Genomic DNA, 14,741 nt, shown 5'->3' on the forward strand with positions numbered 1-14,741 from the left:
AGCACTCTCTCGTCACCTCGCCCCGCTTGCGGGGAGAGGGAGCTTATCGCGCGCTCGGATGGAGGGCGGCTCCCATGTTTGATCTCAACGAGCTCGAGCGCGCGCACCGGATCGTCGGCACCGCGGTGCCGGCGACGCCGGCGCACGCCTGGCCGCTGCTGGCCGAGCGGCTCGGCGCCGAGGTCGTGGTCAAGCATGAGAACCACACGCCGACCGGCGCCTTCAAGGTGCGCGGCGGCCTGGTCTATCTCGAACGGCTGAAGCGCGAGCGGCCCGACGTGCCCGGCATCATCTCGGCGACACGCGGCAATCACGGCCAGAGCCTGGCGTTCGCGGCAGGGCGTCACGGTGTGCAGGCGGTGATCTATGTGCCGCGCGGCAACTCGGTCGAGAAGAACCGCGCCATGCACGCGTTCGGGGCCGAGCTCGTCGAGCACGGCGACGACTTCCAGGCCGCGCGGGAGGAGGCCGAGCGCCGCGCCCAATTCGCCGGCCTGCACATGGTGCCGTCGTTCCACCCGGACCTCGTGCTGGGTGTCGCGACCTACGCGCTCGAACTGTTCCGTACCGCGCCCGATCTCGACATTCTCTATATGCCGATCGGGCAGGGCTCCGGCATCTGCGGCTGCATCATGGCGCGCGACCTGCTCGGGCTGAAGACCGAGATCGTCGGCGTGCAGTCGACCGAGGCGCCGTCCTACGCGCTGTCGTTTGCGGCGGGAAAGATCGTCACCACCGAGACCAGCAACACCCTTGCCGACGGCATGGCGACGCGGATTCCGGACGCGGATGCGTTCGCGCTGATCCGCAAGGGCGCCTCCCGCATCGTGCAGGTCAGCGACGACGAGGTCGGGCAGGCGATCCGCGCCTACTGGACCGACACCCATAATCTCGCCGAGGGCGCGGGCGCCGCGGCGCTCGCGGCCGCGCTGCAGGAAAAGAACAGGCTCGCCGGCAAGCGGGTCGGTCTGATCCTGAGCGGCGGCAATATCGATTTCGATCTGTTCCGGACCTGGATCGGGACGGATGCTGCGCCGGCCGCCCAGCGGGCGGTGGCGTGAACAGAATGTAAGGGGACGACCATGAACCAGCCCGCATCCGCCTACTTCCTCGAAGAGCGTCACGATCCCAACGAGACGCATACGCTGTCCGTGCTCGTGCAGAACGAGCCCGGCGTGCTCGCGCGCGTGATCGGCCTGTTCTCCGGCCGCGGCTACAACATCGAGAGTCTCACCGTCTCGGAGACCGAGAGCCAGAAACATCTCTCGCGGATCACGATCGTCACCACCGGCACGCCGATGGTGATCCAGCAGATCAAGCATCAGCTCGACCGCATGATCCCGGTCTACCGCGTCGTCGACATGACGCTGACCGGCAGCTCGATCGAGCGCGAGCTTGCGATGGTCAAGGTGCGGGGCGGTGGCGATCACCGCGTCGAGGCGCTGCGGCTGGCGGACGCATTCCGCGCCCGGGTGATCGACGCCACGACCGAGAGCTTTGTGTTCGAGATCACGGGCAATTCGTCCAAGATCAGTCAGTTCATCGACCTGATGCGTCCGCTGGGCCTGGTCGAGGTGTCACGAACCGGGGTGGCCGCGATCACGCGTGGGCCGGAAGGGATGTGAGTCATGTTGGCGCGCGACTGGTATTACACGCAACGGCGGCAGGTCGGTCTCGATACCGCGGTGGCCTCGATCTATGATGTCAGCGAGGACAGCGATGTCCGTGCCCGCCAGGCGCTGTCCATGCTCGGCGTCAAGCCGGGCTGGCGGATCGCCGATATCGGCTGCGGCAACGGCGTGCTGGCCACCGAGGCGGCGCTGATGGGGGCCGAGGTCGATGCCATCGACATCTCGCCGGCGATGATCGGGCTTGCGGAAATCTATGCGCGCGACCGCAAGGCGAAGATCCGGACCCAGCCGGCCGGCCTGCTGTCGTTCGCCTATCAACCGAATTCCTACGACCTCATCGTCAGCGAGTTCACGCTGCACCATCTGCCGGACTTCTGGAAGGCGGTGGCGCTGTCGCGAATCTTCAACGCGTTGAAGCCCGGCGCGAACTTCTATCTGCGCGACATGGTGTTCGTCGGCATGCCCGACGGCGTCGATCGCGATGTCGAAGGTTGGGCCGATTTCTCGATCAAGAATCACGGTTTCGAGCGCGAAAGCGTGATCACCCATATGCGCGACGAATACTCGACCTTCGGCTGGGTGATGGAGCGCATGCTGACCGAGACCGGTTTCACGCTGGACTCCGTCGACTACCACGCGCCGCTGCACGGCACCTACCTGCTGCGCAAACCGAAGCCCGACGAGCAGATCTAGATCCCGACCGAAACGGAAGCAAAAGAAGAATAACAATGAAGCCGGCCGATGTTGGCATCGCCGTCATGGTCGCGGTGATCTGGGGGCTTGCGTTCGTCGCAAGCCGGATCGCGCTCGATGAGTTTTCGCCGGAGCTGATGACGACGCTGCGCTTCGCCATTGCCGCGCTGCCGTGCCTGTTCCTGCGCAAACCCGGCGTTTCCTGGCCGCTTCTGATCGCGATCAGCGCCACGCTGTTCCTCGGCCAGTTCCTCGCACAGGCCTTTGCGATCGTGCATGGCGTTCCGGTCGGGCTTTCCAGCGTGATCGTGCAGAGCCAGGCGCTTTTCACCATCGCCTTCGCCGCGGTGGCCTTCGGGGAAATCCCGACGCGGACCCAGGCGATCGGCATCGCGATCGCCGCGCTCGGCTTGCTGATGATCTGCGGGACGGTCGGTTACGACTTCAGCGTCGCCGCCTTTGCGATCATCATGATCTGCCCGATCAGCTTTGCGATCGGCAATCTTCTGCTGCGGCAGGCGAACGGCGCGCCGATGTTCGATCTGTTCGCCTGGCTGTGCCTGTCCGCCGCGGTGCCGCTCACAGTGCTGACCTTGATCACCAACGGCCCGCAGCCGACCTGGCATGCGCTGACCCATATGTCGCTGACCGGGCTCGTCTGCATCCTCTGTCTCGGCGGCATCTCGACCAGCATCGCCTACTGGCTGTGGGGCCGGCTGCTCAGGGATTATCCGGCGGCGCAGGTGGTGCCGTTCGCGCTGCTGGTGCCGTTCGTCGGCTCCGCCGCCTCGAGCATCGTGTTCGGCGAGGCATTCGGGCGGCTGCGGTTGGCCGGCATGGTCACCGTGATCGCCGGCATCGCCGTGATGCTGCTGTCGAAGCGGCCAAAAGCTATGCCGAAAGTCGCGTGAGGGTGCCATGTCGAATTCGCTGCTGTTCGCCTTTGTCGTGTTCGCCGTCGTGATGTTCTTCACGCCGGGCCCCAACAACATCATGCTGCTGTCGTCGGGGCTGACCTACGGCTTCCGCCGCACGGTGCCCCACATCGCCGGCATCACGGTCGGCTTCGCCTTCATGGTCGGCGCGGTCGGCGTCGGGCTAGGGGCCGTCTTCCTCGCCTATCCGGTGCTGCAGACGATCCTGAAATATGGCGGCGTCGTCTACCTGATCTATCTTGCCGCCGTCATCGCCCTGGCCGAGCCGCCCTCGGCGGACAAGGACGACAGGGGCGGCCGCGGCCCGATGACGTTCTGGGGCGCTGCCATGTTCCAGTGGATCAATGCCAAGGGCTGGGTGATGGTGATCGGCACCATCACGGCCTATGCGGCGATTGCCGCCTTTCCCTGGAACATCGCGATCCAGGTCGGCTTGAGCCTGATCCTGGGCACGGTGTCCTGCGTCGTCTGGGCGCTGTTCGGGACCGCCTTGCGGCCGATCCTGACCTCGCCCCGGGCGATCCGCGCCTTCAATGTGGTGATGGCCATCCTGCTGCTGGCCTCGCTCTACCCGGTCTTCATGGACGCATGATGCCGCACCGCGCCATGCGAGATGAGGGTTTCCCCTGAGGGGAAAAATGCTCTAGACAACGCCGGAAATTCGCGGGCGCCCGGCGGTTCTGACCTTCCGAAAGCCTGATTCATCGGCCGATTTTGGCCCCCTTCAAACGAGGAAACCACGATGCGAGTTTACTACGATCGCGATGCCGACCTGAACCTGATCAAGGGCAAAAAGGTCGCCATCGTCGGCTACGGCAGCCAGGGCCACGCCCATGCGCTGAACCTGAAGGATTCAGGCGTCAAGGAAGTGGCGATTGCGCTGCGCAAGGGTTCGGCCTCGGCCAAGAAGGCCGAGAACGCCGGCTTCAAGGTGATGGAAGTCGCCGAAGCCGCCAAGTGGGCCGACCTCGTCATGATGCTGACCCCGGACGAGCTGCAGGGCGACATCTATCGCGAGCACCTGCACGACAACATGAAGAAGGGCGCGGCGCTCGTGTTCGCCCACGGCCTCAACGTGCACTTCAACCTGCTCGATCCGCGCGCCGACCTCGACGTGCTGATGATAGCGCCGAAGGGCCCCGGCCACACCGTGCGCTCGGAATACCAGCGCGGCGGCGGCGTGCCCTGCCTGATCGCGATCGCCAAGGACTCGTCGGGCAACGCCCATGACCTCGGCCTCAGCTATGCCTCGGCGATCGGCGGCGGCCGCGCCGGCATCATCGAGACCACCTTCAAGGAAGAGTGCGAGACCGACCTGTTCGGCGAGCAGGTGGTGCTCTGCGGCGGCCTGGTCGAGCTGATCAAGGGCGGCTACGAGACGCTGGTCGAGGCCGGCTACGCGCCCGAGATGGCCTATTTCGAGTGCCTGCACGAAGTGAAGCTGATCGTCGACCTGATCTATGAAGGCGGCATCGCCAATATGAACTACTCGATCTCCAACACCGCCGAATACGGCGAGTACGTCACCGGTCCGCGCATCGTCACGGCCGAGACCAAGGCGGAGATGAAGCGCGTGCTCGCCGACATCCAGGGCGGCAAGTTCGCCCGCGACTGGATGCTGGAGAACAAGGTCAACCAGACCTCGTTCAAGGCGACCCGTGCCAAGCTCGCCGCGCACCCGATCGAGGAAGTCGGCGCCAAGCTGCGCGACATGATGCCCTGGATCAAGAAGGGCGCGCTGGTCGACAAGAGCAAGAACTAAGGCGGAAGTTGCAGGGCGAGCGCGGTTCGCTTGCCCTGCACGCCAAAAGCAAAAAGGGTGGGCGCGTTGCCCACCCTTTTTCTTTGCCGCAGTGGCGCGGCGGGCCTAGCCGGCCGCCATCGGCTGCTTCTCGATCCTGTTGTGCAGCTGCCAGAACCGCACCGTGCGCTGCGCGGTTTCCAGCGAGAGCCGGCGGTAATCGCGCTGCGCGATCTCGAGCGTCGCATTGTCGAGCGGCAGCGGCAGCGGCCGCTTGCGCAGGATGGTTTCGACCGTCGGCCAGTTGAGCCGCGCCGAGCGGCAGGGGATCAGGATCAGGTCGGAGCGAAGGCCGAGCATCAGGCGTTCGATCATCGCGATCGGCATGTCGTTGAGCACGGCGAGCGCGACCGTGACCTCGTCGAGCTTGCCCTCTTCGGCGAACTTGTAGACGGCCGCATCGTCGAGCTCGTTCAGCTGCTTCATCAGCTTGACCAGCTCTTCGGCGATGCCGTAGTTGCGGCGCGGCGCCGCGGCCTCTTCCTGGGCGATGTCGTTCAGCACCTGGCTGATCTCCTCGCGCGCCCTGGGCGACGCGATCGAAAGCAGGCGGGCGCGCACCGTATCCTTGGCGCGCTGCAGCAGGTCGCGCAGCAGCTTGGCCGGAATGTCGATGCGCAGCCCGAGGATCTCGACCAGCTCGTCGTCGCCTTCGGCGCGGGCGACGATGCTGGAATAGCCGTTGTCGGAGAACTGCGCGCTGGCGTTCTTGGCGAGACGCCGGATCACCTTGTCCTCGCCGCGGTCGATGATCACGTCGGTGACGGAAGGCGGCAGGTTTTCCCGCGCGGAGATCGCGAACAGATGGTCCTGGCCCTTGCTGCTCGCGATCTCGCGCAGTGCGTCGTTCGAGAGGCGGCTGGAGTGGGTCAGCACGTCGCCGGCGACGCTGATGTCGTCGTCCCACGCGAGGTGCTGAATCACCTCGAACGGCGCATAGTCGAGCGGCGCGAGCCGCTTGCTGAGCTCGGCCCGCGCACGGGTCTCGACGCGCGCGACCAAGAGGCAGAGCACGTCGTCGAACACCTTGACCTGTTCATCGTTGAGGCGGTCGCCGTCGTTCAGGAACAGATCGGTGACCTGCCGCAGCGTCTGCACGCGCTTGGCTGATGTGCCGTCCCGGACCGCATCCTCGAGTTCGGCAATAATCGATTGTGACGCCTGTTGCGCCATCGATGGGCAACCTTGTTTTTGTTGAATGAACACCTGTCCGCGCACCATGCAGGGCGCGGTCTTACACCTGCGTTAAGGTGGAACCGGTGCAAATACGGTGTGCGTCGCATCCTTAACAGGCTGCGACCGGACTCGATTCAATGCGCGCTTTCGGCTCAGCGGAAGCTGAGGCCGGTGCATTTTAAGAGATCGTTTAGGACGATACGCGCCGCGCGACGCAAAAGATGTCGATCGACGCTGCACGTCCGCGCAATTGCGTCGAGCCGAGCGGCTCGACGACTAAATCCCGGTCCGGCGGCAGCAGGCGGAGCAGATCGCCCGATACCAGCAGCGGACGGCTGGCCTCCTTGCAATGCGCCTGCAGCCGCGCCGTGACGTTCACGCTGTCGCCGAAATAGGCGATCTGCCGCCGCGAGTCCCCGCATTCCGCGATGACGACCGGACCGGCATGCATCCCGGCCCGAAACGCGGGCACCACGCCGAACTCCTTGCGATATTGATCGGCCCCCTTGGCGAGGCGATCCTCGATCGCGAACACGCAATCGAGATACCGCCGCGATCGCCCGTCGGCATTGGCCGGCCAGGTCACGATCACTTCGTCGCCGACATAGGCGTGGACTTCGCCGCCGTGCGACACGATCGGCTCGTCGATGTCGAAGAAGAAGCGCGTCAGCAATTCCTGCACGCGCAGCTCGCCCATCGACTCCGCTAGCGTCGTCGAGCCGACCAGGTCGAGAAACAGCAACACGCGCTCCTCGCGCACCGGCTGCCGATAGCGTCCGAGCACGATGCCGAGCAGCGTATGCCCGCCGATCATCCGGACCAGCTCGTAGATCGTCGTGATCGGGATCGACAGCAGCAGGCCGACGCCAATGATCTTCAGGAAGGTTTCGCGCATCCACTTGGCTTCGAGCCCATGCCCGTAGAGCACGACTTCCAGCACGATCGCGGCGGCCGCAACGGTGACGGCGAGGATCACAGAGCGGCCGATCAGCTCGACGATGAGTGATTGCCGCCGCAGCCAACCGCCACGTGCGGACAGATAGAGATGCGTCGCCCAGACGATCACCGTGAGGGCTGCGCCGTCGAGGGCGCTGCGCACATAATTCGAGACGGAGGCCTCGTCGGACTCATCGAAGGCATAGCGAAACAGCCCACCGACGAGCAGGCCGAACATCGCCAAGACGATCACAGGCGTCACGGCGCGCCGCATGGTCCCTCCATGCATATGAAATATCCTGCGCGGACCGGGAAGGCCAGCCGCGGCGCGGCCGACGGTGACGGGATGCATCGCGGCGGCACTCATGCCGCCGACGACAAGCAGCGCGAACAGCTGCGCACCGCGCAGCGGCTATGGATACAGTATCGTGACGCCAACTGCCTGTATTACGACCTCGGCGAGGGCACTATCGCCCGGCTCGATGTCGGCGAATGCATGCGCAGCATGACCGAAGCCCGCGCCAAGGAACTGGAGAATCTTGGCCATCAGTGAGCCATCTTCCGGAGTCAGGACCGAGGTCATGACTGATGGAAAGAGCCAGGACGAATTGACCCAGCTTGCGGATGAGGCGCTGCGCGCCCAGCCCGGCTGCGAGACCGCGCGCGTGCCGGCGGTCGCCGCGCTGCCCGATGCGCAGATCGGGCGCAACTGGGAAATTCCGAACGTCGTGCTCGGCGACAGCCTGATCAGCGACGTCGACCGCGCGGTGCTGTCGGTTCATCGCCAGCTCGGCCGCAGGTTTCACCTGGTGTGAGTTGGCCCGATCTCAGCTCGCCTGCGCCTGACGTGGCGCAGGCCGCCCGGCCATGCTGATCATCCTGAGCGCGAACACCGCGGCGAGCGGCAACAGGAACAGCGCGTAGAGCGGCATCTCGGGAATTCGCTTGCCGAACGAGACCATGAACTGCAGCAGCAGATAGTAGCCGCCGATGAGGTGCAGCCTGCGCCAGGCGCACGAGCCCAGCATCGCAGCGGTGCGATCGAACGAGGTCGCGGTCAGCGCGATGATGAAGGCATAGCCGATGCCGCCGAAGATATAGGAGACCGCCGAGGTCGCGGCGGCGAAGCCGGGCGGATCGAGGATCGCGAAGGCTGCTATCGTGACCGCTTGGATGGCGTGCGAGGCCGCGAAGGTGACGCCGAGGTAGCGGCGGTTGCGGCGCTGCCAGTGCGTCCATGCGTTCGGCCACAGCCGCGCCAGCGCCGCTGCGGAGAAGGCAAGGCAGAAGAACAACAGCGAGGTCCGCGCCGTAAAGCGGATCACCATCCGCACGCCCTCGACCTCGAATTGCCGCATCGCGGCGATCCAGATCGAAAGCCCGATCAAGGTGAGCGTGAGCAGGCCAAACAGCCGCCAGCCCTCGAACCAGTTGCGACGCGTCGCCATATCCCGCCTCCCGTTTATGTAATCACCAGTTACATTTCGAGCCCGCGCGCGGTCAATCTGTGTTCGCTTACATTCACAAGCGGGTGATGCTAGTGGTGCGCCATGCGCCGCCCCGCCAAAAGCCCGCCCACCGGCCGCCGGCCCGCCAAGCCGCGTCCGGTCGCGACGCGGGCGCAGGCGGCCAGGCCTTATCACCACGGCGATCTCCGCCGGGTTCTGATCGATGCCGCCATGCAACTGGTCGGCGAGGGCGGGCCGGAGGCGGTCAGCGTGCGCGAGGCCGCGCGCCGGGCCGGGGTCTCGCCGGGCGCGCCGTTCCGGCATTTCCCGAGCCGGGACGCCCTGATGAATGCGGTCGCGGAGGAGGCGCAACGCCGCTTCCGCGCCGAGATCGAGGCGGCGCTGGCCGAGGCGCCATCAGGCGATCCGCTCGGCCGCTTCCGCTGTCTCGGGATCGCCTATCTGCGCTGGGCGATGAAGAACCCGACCCATTTCGAGATCATCTCCAGCCGCCGTTTCTTCGATCACGACCGCTCGGCCGGGGTTTCCAGCGACAATGCCGAGTTGATCGGCCTGACCGAGCGTACGCTGGCGGAGGCATTTTCAGCCGGTCAGCTTGCGACCCGCGACCTCAGGCAGGTCCAGATCGCCGGCCGCGCGCTGGTCTATGGCTTCGCGCGGATGCACATCGACGGCCATTTGCCGCGCTGGGGTGTCGGCGATGCAGAGGTCGAGCAGATGGCTGCCGACATCGTCGATCTCTTCATCACGGGCATCGCGAGCCACGCCGCGACGGCTGCCAAAGTTTAAGGCATGCGCGCTGCCAGCCGCGGCCAGGCTGGGCAAGGCAAATTCATTGCGCGTTCATGACGATTCAATTACGGTTTTGTGACGCGGCCCAGACACCGGCTGTGCCGTGTGCCTCCTGGCCATTGCCAGTCAAGGCGGTGGCATTGCGCCGGGTTGTATTGCGTCCCGCCCATGGCGCCCGCGCCTCAGCAAAACTCCTCCGTCGCCGCACTGGCCGGCGGTCTTGCCGCGCTCGGCATCTGGCGGTTGATGGCGGTCGCGGCACCGCATTTCGGCGCGCTGATCCTGATGCTGCGCACCGAGACCGATTTCGGATCGCGGTTTTGCTTCCTGCTCACCTGGGGAATCCTGAACTTCCTGTTCATCGCGCTGCTGCGCCGGCCGGCGCTGTCGGGCGCGCTGTCGCTGACACTTGTCGTCGTGCTGGTGCTGCTGTCGCGCTTCAAGCACGACGTGGTGCAGATGACCGCGAATTTCGTCGACCTGATGGTGATCGACCGCGACACCGCGGCGTTCCTGCTGACGATCTTCCCGAGCCTGCGCTGGTCGATCATCGGCGCCGGCCTCGTCACGCTGCCCTTGATGTACGCGCTGTGGTGGCTCGATCCGTTCCGCATTCGCCGCCTGCCGGCTGCGGCGGCCTGCCTTGCCTGCACCGCGGCGCTCTCGGGTTATGCCTTCGCCTGGCCGGATGAAGCCTGGCGCGGCTATTACGACGACGGCTACCTCTCGAAGTTCGCGCGCTCCGGCGTCACGGCCGTGTCCGATTTCGTCGCCTACGGGTTCATGGAGTCGGATCCGGCCGCGAGCGACCAGCTCAAGATGCCCCTGGTCGATGCCTGCCATCCTGCCGGGCGGCGGCCGAACATCATCATGATCCATGATGAATCGAGTTTCGACATCCGCGCCGCCTCCGGCGTCAAGGTGCCGCCGGGCTATGGCGGCCAGTTCAAGTCCTATGACGGCGTCGAGCGCAAATTCCTCGCCGAGAGCAATGGCGGGCCAAGCTGGTTCACCGAGTACAACGTGCTTGCGGGATTGTCCTCGCGCTCGTTCGGCCGGTTCTCCTATTTCGTCACGCGCATTGCATCGGGACGCGTGGCGCGCGGCCTGCCGCTGGCGCTGCGCCGCTGCGGCTACGACACGCTGTCGCTCTATCCCGCATTCGGCGCGTTCATGAGCGCGCGCAACTTCCAAACCACGACCGGCATCCAGCGCTTCTACGACGCGCATGACCTGCACGCGAAGGACGTCGAGCCCGACAGCTTCTTCTACGACAAGGCGCTGAAGCTGATGGCCGAGCAGAAGACATCAGGCACGCCGCTGTTCGCCTTCGTCTATCTCGCCGCCAATCATTTCCCCTGGGGAACCAAATTCCGTCCCGAGTTGCTGTCGTCGTGGAAGCGGCCGGGCAACACGCCCGCGGTCGACGAATATCTGCGCCGGCAGGCGATGAGCGCCAACGACTATGCTGGCTTCGTCGCGGCGCTGAAGAAGAAGTTTCCGGCGCAGCCTTTCCTGATCGTGCGTTACGGCGATCATCAGCCGGAATTCTCGCCGCAGCTGCTCGATCCCGATCTCGACGAGGCCGGCATCGGCAAGAAGCTGATGGATTACGATCCGCGTTACTATGCGACCTACTATGCGATCGACGCCGTCAACTTCGAGCCGGTGAAGAGTCCGGCGGTGATGGACACGATCGACGCCGCTTATCTGCCGCTGGTGATTCAGGAAGCTGCGGGCATTCCGCTCGATCCGTCGTTCGAGGAGCAGAAGGCCATCATGCTTCGCTGCGACGGCGCGTTCTATTCCTGCAAGGACGGCGCAGAAGCGCGCCGCTTCAACCGTCTGTTGATCGACGCGGGGATCATCAAGGGACTTTGAGCATGCTTCGCCCGCCTTCAGTCAAGGCGGAAGCGATCCATTGTCGCCGATCGCAACTGCGCTGCGATTTCGTCGCGAGTTCCTTCTGACAATCGCTCCGCACATCAAAGCGATCGCATCGTGAACTAGACTAACGTCGGTAGACGAAGGTCGCCCGCGCGAAACCGCGCGCATTACTCATTTGTAATTACGTCGCCGAGATTTGGTCACGATTGGGTCGATGATCGGTCGCGCCGCTGCCACGGTCTTCATCAGCGCGCAGCGTCAAGTCAGCCAATCCCGCCCTTCTTGCAGGAGTGTTTGCCCATGCGAGCGCTCGATGTCGCGCGCCTTGTTGCCGCCTTCGGACTTGCTATCCCCCTTGCCATTCCCTCAGCCTCCGCCGCGGAGCCGCCTCGCGACATCAAGGGGCTCTACATGATGACGGACTATCCGGCCGTCACCATCAGGCCCGGCACCACCTCCAACATCTCGCTGCGTCTGCAGAATTACGATCTCGGCCCGCAGCGCTACAACCTATCGGTCGAGGGCGTGCCGAGCGGCTGGACCGCGACGCTGCTCGGCGGCGGCCAGCCGGTCGCGGCCGCGATGCCGGCGCCCGACTCCAGCGTGCCGCTGCAGCTTCGGCTCGACGTGCCCGCCAACGCCTCGCTCGCCGAGCAGACCTTGACGGTGAAGGCCGAAGGGCAGGGCAGCGAGGCGACGTTGCCGATCGTGGTCGCACTCGCCAAGGAACTGCCGGCGAAGCTGACGGTGACGTCGAAGCTTCCCGAATTGCGCGGCAGCCCGAAATCGAATTTCGAATACACGCTGACCATCAAGAACGACAGCGGCCGGAACCTGGTCGCAAGCTTCGCCGCGGCGGCGCCGCAAAACTTCGAGACCTCGTTCACCGAGGCCTATGGCACACAGGAATTGTCGTCGATCCCGATCGATGCCGGGCAGTCGAAGGACATCAAGCTCAAGGTGCGGCCGCCGAGCGCGATCGATGCCGGGCACTTCCCGGTCAAGGTCATCGTCAACGCCGAGGATGCGTCGGCGCAGACCGAGGTGGCGCTCGACGTTGCGGGCCAGCCGCAGCTTCAGCTCTCCGGCCGTGACGGGCTGTTGAGCGCGCGTGCGGTCGCCGCCGAGCAGAGCACGATCCCGGTCGTGGTCACCAACAGCGGCACCGCGCCGGCCGATAGCATCGAGTTCGCCGCGACGGCGCCGAGCGGCTGGAAGGTCACGTTCCAGCCCGCCAAGATCGAGCGTCTGGTGCCCGGCAAGGATACCGAGGTTCAGGCGCTGGTGACGCCGAGCGACAAGTCGCTTGCCGGCGACTATCAGCTCGCGGTGCGCGCCACCTCGCGCGGCGAGACGGCGTCGAGCCAGTTCCGCGTCACGGTGAGTACATCCACCGTCTGGGGCATGGCCGGAGCCGGCGTGATCGGCGTCGCGCTGCTGCTGATGCTGGGTGCGGTTGCGAGGTTCGGACGACGATGAGCGACCAGCAGTACCCCGACGCCGCGACGCGGCTCGAAACCGTCATCGCGGCGCGCGATCTCACCAAGCGCTACGGCAAGACCAGCGTCGTCGACGCCATCAACTTCGACATCGCCAAGGGCGAGGTGTTCGGGCTGCTCGGCCCGAACGGCGCCGGCAAGACCACGACCATCCTGATGATGCTCGGGCTTACCGAAATCTCGGGCGGCCAGGTCAGTGTGCTCGGATTCGATCCGGCGCGGCAGCCCTTGCAGGTCAAGCGGCGGGTCGGCTATCTGCCCGATGCCGTCGGCTTCTACGATCACCTGACCGCGGTGGAGAACCTCGCCTACGCCGCCAAGCTGATGGGTCTGTCGATGGCCGAACGCTCGCGGCGGATCGCGGCGGCGCTCACCCGCGTGCGCCTGCTCGACGTCGCAGACAAGCGCGTCGCGACCTTTTCACGCGGCATGCGGCAGCGGCTCGGGCTCGCCGAGATCATCGTCAAACGCGCCGAGATCGCCATCCTCGACGAGCCGACCTCGGGTCTCGACCCGCAGGCGACGATTGAATTCCTCGACCTGATCAGGGAATTGAAGGCCGAGGGCGTTACCGTGCTGCTCTCGTCGCATATGCTCGACCAGGTGCAGCGGGTCTGCGATCGCGTCGCGCTGTTCCGGGCCGGAAAGATCGCGATGATGGGTTCGGTGGCCGAGCTCTCGGTCCAGGTGCTGGGTGCGGGCTTCGTCGTCGAGGTCGAGGCCGACGGCGCGGGGATCGCGCGGCGGCTTGCGGCGATACCGGGCGTCGGCAATGTCGAGACGCTCGCCGACGACCGCTTCCGCATGACCGCCGACCGCGACGTCCGGGCCGATGCTGCGCGCGCGGTGGTCGCGGCCAACGGCGCGCTGCGGCGGCTCTCGGTCGACGAGCCGAGCCTCGAGGCGATCTACGCCCATTATTTCCAGGCTACCCCGTCAGGAGGCGTGCGCGATGCGGCGTGAGGGTTCAGCATTCCAGGGCGTCGGTGCCGTCTTCGTCAAGGAGCTATCGGACAATATCTCGAGCGTCCGCATGCTGATGCTCGAGCTTCTGATCGTGCTGACCGCGATGGCGGCGCTCTATGAGGCGATCGCTGCGCTCCGCCAGAACACCGCGGAGGATCCGTTCCTGCTGCTGCGGCTGTTCACGGTGAGCCAGGTGCCGCTGCCGTCCTTCGTCGCCATCCTCGGCTTCCTGATCCCGCTGATGGCGATCGGGCTCGGCTTCGACCTGATCAACAGCGAGCACAACCGGCGCACGCTGTCGCGGATCCTGGCGCAGCCGATCTATCGCGACGCGCTGCTGCTCGGCAAATATCTCGCCGGGCTCGCGACGATCGCGATCAGCTTGACCGCGCTGTGGCTGCTGGTGATCGGCCTCGGCCTGATCTTCCTCGGCGTGCCGCCCGGCGGCGAGGAGATCGCCCGCTCGCTGGCCTTCCTGGTGATTGCGGTCTTCTATGCCGGGGTCTGGCTGTCGCTCGCGATGCTGCTCTCGATCGTGTTCCGCTCGCCTGCGACCGCGGCATTGGTGGCGCTCGGCATCTGGTTGTTCCTGACCGTGCTGTGGCCGATGCTGGCACCGGCGATCGCGCAGGCTATCGTGCCGCCCGATCCGCGCTTTGCCGCGCTCGGTCTCGATACGCCGGGCACGGCGATCTGGACCCAGCTGCTGCAGCGCTTCTCGCCGAATGATCTGTTCGGAGAGGCGATGCTGGCCGTGCTGTCGCCGACCACGCGCACGCTCGGCCCGGTATTCCTCGACCAGATCCGCGGCGCGGTGATGGGCGCCCCGTTGCCGTTCGGCCAGAGCGTGATGATCGCCTGGCCGCAGACGGTCGGCCTGATCGCCTGCACCATCGTGCTGTTCGTCGCCGGCTACGTCCTGTTCCAGCGCCAGGAGGTCAGGGCCTGAGGAGGAG

General features: G+C 65.7%; 16 protein-coding genes. 13 read left to right on the top strand and 3 right to left on the bottom strand.

Annotation, left to right across the window (positions count from 1 at the left end):
* Positions 1 to 74: 74 nt before the first annotated feature.
* From JEY66_RS14395 to ilvC, 6 genes are all read left to right on the top strand, one after another.
* Entirely contained in the window at positions 75 to 1,061 is a 987-nt protein-coding gene (locus tag JEY66_RS14395; RefSeq protein ID WP_016841058.1) for a threonine dehydratase, read from the top strand.
* A gap of 21 nt (positions 1,062 to 1,082) precedes the next feature.
* Entirely contained in the window at positions 1,083 to 1,625 is a 543-nt protein-coding gene (gene ilvN / locus JEY66_RS14400; RefSeq protein WP_016841057.1) for an acetolactate synthase small subunit, read from the top strand.
* Positions 1,626 to 1,628: 3 nt separating this feature from the next.
* Positions 1,629 to 2,324 (top strand): class I SAM-dependent methyltransferase, encoded by a 696-nt coding sequence (locus JEY66_RS14405; RefSeq protein ID WP_018272996.1) that lies wholly within the window; start codon positions 1,629 to 1,631, stop codon positions 2,322 to 2,324.
* A 35-nt stretch (positions 2,325 to 2,359) separates the two neighbouring features.
* Complete coding sequence (locus JEY66_RS14410) at positions 2,360 to 3,235, top strand: EamA family transporter (RefSeq protein ID WP_018272995.1); 876 nt, start codon at positions 2,360 to 2,362, stop codon at positions 3,233 to 3,235.
* A 7-nt stretch (positions 3,236 to 3,242) separates the two neighbouring features.
* Positions 3,243 to 3,851: a LysE family translocator gene (locus JEY66_RS14415; protein WP_018272994.1), complete on the top strand. Its 609-nt coding sequence runs from the start codon at positions 3,243 to 3,245 to the stop codon at positions 3,849 to 3,851.
* A gap of 150 nt (positions 3,852 to 4,001) precedes the next feature.
* Positions 4,002 to 5,021 carry a ketol-acid reductoisomerase gene (gene ilvC / locus JEY66_RS14420; protein ID WP_018272993.1) on the top strand — a complete coding sequence of 340 codons (1,020 nt, stop codon included), beginning with the start codon at positions 4,002 to 4,004 and terminating at the stop codon, positions 5,019 to 5,021.
* Positions 5,022 to 5,126: 105 nt separating this feature from the next.
* Here ilvC and JEY66_RS14425 read toward each other — a convergent pair whose 3' ends face one another.
* Entirely contained in the window at positions 5,127 to 6,233 is a 1,107-nt protein-coding gene (locus JEY66_RS14425) for a DUF2336 domain-containing protein (RefSeq protein WP_016840983.1), read from the bottom strand.
* A gap of 193 nt (positions 6,234 to 6,426) precedes the next feature.
* Positions 6,427 to 7,446 carry an adenylate/guanylate cyclase domain-containing protein gene (locus JEY66_RS14430; RefSeq protein ID WP_016840982.1) on the bottom strand — a complete coding sequence of 340 codons (1,020 nt, stop codon included), beginning with the start codon at positions 7,444 to 7,446 and terminating at the stop codon, positions 6,427 to 6,429.
* A gap of 9 nt (positions 7,447 to 7,455) precedes the next feature.
* Between JEY66_RS14430 and JEY66_RS14435 the strand changes: the two genes are divergently transcribed.
* Together JEY66_RS14435 and JEY66_RS14440 are read left to right on the top strand one after the other, a co-directional pair.
* Complete coding sequence (locus tag JEY66_RS14435; protein WP_016840981.1) at positions 7,456 to 7,725, top strand: lysozyme inhibitor LprI family protein; 270 nt, start codon at positions 7,456 to 7,458, stop codon at positions 7,723 to 7,725.
* Between the two features lie 28 nt (positions 7,726 to 7,753).
* Entirely contained in the window at positions 7,754 to 7,987 is a 234-nt protein-coding gene (locus JEY66_RS14440; protein WP_016840980.1) for a hypothetical protein, read from the top strand.
* A gap of 12 nt (positions 7,988 to 7,999) precedes the next feature.
* On the opposite strand, the gene JEY66_RS14445 is transcribed toward JEY66_RS14440, so the two are convergent.
* Positions 8,000 to 8,620 (bottom strand): hypothetical protein, encoded by a 621-nt coding sequence (locus JEY66_RS14445; RefSeq protein ID WP_018272992.1) that lies wholly within the window; start codon positions 8,618 to 8,620, stop codon positions 8,000 to 8,002.
* 102 nt (positions 8,621 to 8,722) lie between these two features.
* Here JEY66_RS14445 and JEY66_RS14450 point away from each other — a divergent pair, with 102 nt between their 5' ends.
* From JEY66_RS14450 to JEY66_RS14470, 5 genes are all read left to right on the top strand, one after another.
* Positions 8,723 to 9,430, top strand: coding sequence for a TetR/AcrR family transcriptional regulator (locus tag JEY66_RS14450; protein ID WP_018272991.1), 708 nt, complete (start codon positions 8,723 to 8,725; stop codon positions 9,428 to 9,430).
* Between the two features lie 171 nt (positions 9,431 to 9,601).
* Positions 9,602 to 11,314, top strand: coding sequence for a sulfatase-like hydrolase/transferase (locus tag JEY66_RS14455; RefSeq protein WP_016840971.1), 1,713 nt, complete (start codon positions 9,602 to 9,604; stop codon positions 11,312 to 11,314).
* A gap of 306 nt (positions 11,315 to 11,620) precedes the next feature.
* Positions 11,621 to 12,799: a COG1470 family protein gene (locus tag JEY66_RS14460; RefSeq protein ID WP_016840970.1), complete on the top strand. Its 1,179-nt coding sequence runs from the start codon at positions 11,621 to 11,623 to the stop codon at positions 12,797 to 12,799.
* Complete coding sequence (locus JEY66_RS14465; protein ID WP_018272990.1) at positions 12,796 to 13,782, top strand: ABC transporter ATP-binding protein; 987 nt, start codon at positions 12,796 to 12,798, stop codon at positions 13,780 to 13,782. The genes JEY66_RS14460 and JEY66_RS14465 overlap by 4 nt, the downstream gene beginning before the upstream one ends.
* Positions 13,772 to 14,734: an ABC transporter permease gene (locus JEY66_RS14470; protein WP_018272989.1), complete on the top strand. Its 963-nt coding sequence runs from the start codon at positions 13,772 to 13,774 to the stop codon at positions 14,732 to 14,734. The genes JEY66_RS14465 and JEY66_RS14470 overlap by 11 nt, the downstream gene beginning before the upstream one ends.
* The last annotated feature ends 7 nt before the right edge of the window (positions 14,735 to 14,741 follow it).

Origin of the sequence: Bradyrhizobium elkanii USDA 76 (genome assembly GCF_023278185.1) — a bacterium.
In the GTDB taxonomy this organism is placed as follows: domain Bacteria; phylum Pseudomonadota; class Alphaproteobacteria; order Rhizobiales; family Xanthobacteraceae; genus Bradyrhizobium; species Bradyrhizobium elkanii.

Excerpts from the sequence above, each read along its gene's own strand:
- JEY66_RS14430 (WP_016840982.1), bottom strand. The coding sequence starts at position 7,446 with ATGCGGCGCGCCGTGACGCCTGTGATCGTCTTGGCGATGTTCGGCCTG.
- ilvN (WP_016841057.1), top strand. The coding sequence starts at position 1,083 with ATGAACCAGCCCGCATCCGCCTACTTCCTCGAAGAGCGTCACGATCCC.
- JEY66_RS14460 (WP_016840970.1), top strand. The coding sequence starts at position 11,621 with ATGCGAGCGCTCGATGTCGCGCGCCTTGTTGCCGCCTTCGGACTTGCT.
- JEY66_RS14470 (WP_018272989.1), top strand. The coding sequence starts at position 13,772 with ATGCGGCGTGAGGGTTCAGCATTCCAGGGCGTCGGTGCCGTCTTCGTC.
- JEY66_RS14425 (WP_016840983.1), bottom strand. The coding sequence starts at position 6,233 with ATGGCGCAACAGGCGTCACAATCGATTATTGCCGAACTCGAGGATGCG.
- JEY66_RS14415 (WP_018272994.1), top strand. The coding sequence starts at position 3,243 with ATGTCGAATTCGCTGCTGTTCGCCTTTGTCGTGTTCGCCGTCGTGATG.
- JEY66_RS14455 (WP_016840971.1), top strand. The coding sequence starts at position 9,602 with ATGGCGCCCGCGCCTCAGCAAAACTCCTCCGTCGCCGCACTGGCCGGC.
- JEY66_RS14435 (WP_016840981.1), top strand. The coding sequence starts at position 7,456 with ATGCATATGAAATATCCTGCGCGGACCGGGAAGGCCAGCCGCGGCGCG.
- JEY66_RS14405 (WP_018272996.1), top strand. The coding sequence starts at position 1,629 with ATGTTGGCGCGCGACTGGTATTACACGCAACGGCGGCAGGTCGGTCTC.
- JEY66_RS14410 (WP_018272995.1), top strand. The coding sequence starts at position 2,360 with ATGAAGCCGGCCGATGTTGGCATCGCCGTCATGGTCGCGGTGATCTGG.
- JEY66_RS14440 (WP_016840980.1), top strand. The coding sequence starts at position 7,754 with ATGACTGATGGAAAGAGCCAGGACGAATTGACCCAGCTTGCGGATGAG.
- JEY66_RS14465 (WP_018272990.1), top strand. The coding sequence starts at position 12,796 with ATGAGCGACCAGCAGTACCCCGACGCCGCGACGCGGCTCGAAACCGTC.
- ilvC (WP_018272993.1), top strand. The coding sequence starts at position 4,002 with ATGCGAGTTTACTACGATCGCGATGCCGACCTGAACCTGATCAAGGGC.
- JEY66_RS14450 (WP_018272991.1), top strand. The coding sequence starts at position 8,723 with ATGCGCCGCCCCGCCAAAAGCCCGCCCACCGGCCGCCGGCCCGCCAAG.
- JEY66_RS14395 (WP_016841058.1), top strand. The coding sequence starts at position 75 with ATGTTTGATCTCAACGAGCTCGAGCGCGCGCACCGGATCGTCGGCACC.
- JEY66_RS14445 (WP_018272992.1), bottom strand. The coding sequence starts at position 8,620 with ATGGCGACGCGTCGCAACTGGTTCGAGGGCTGGCGGCTGTTTGGCCTG.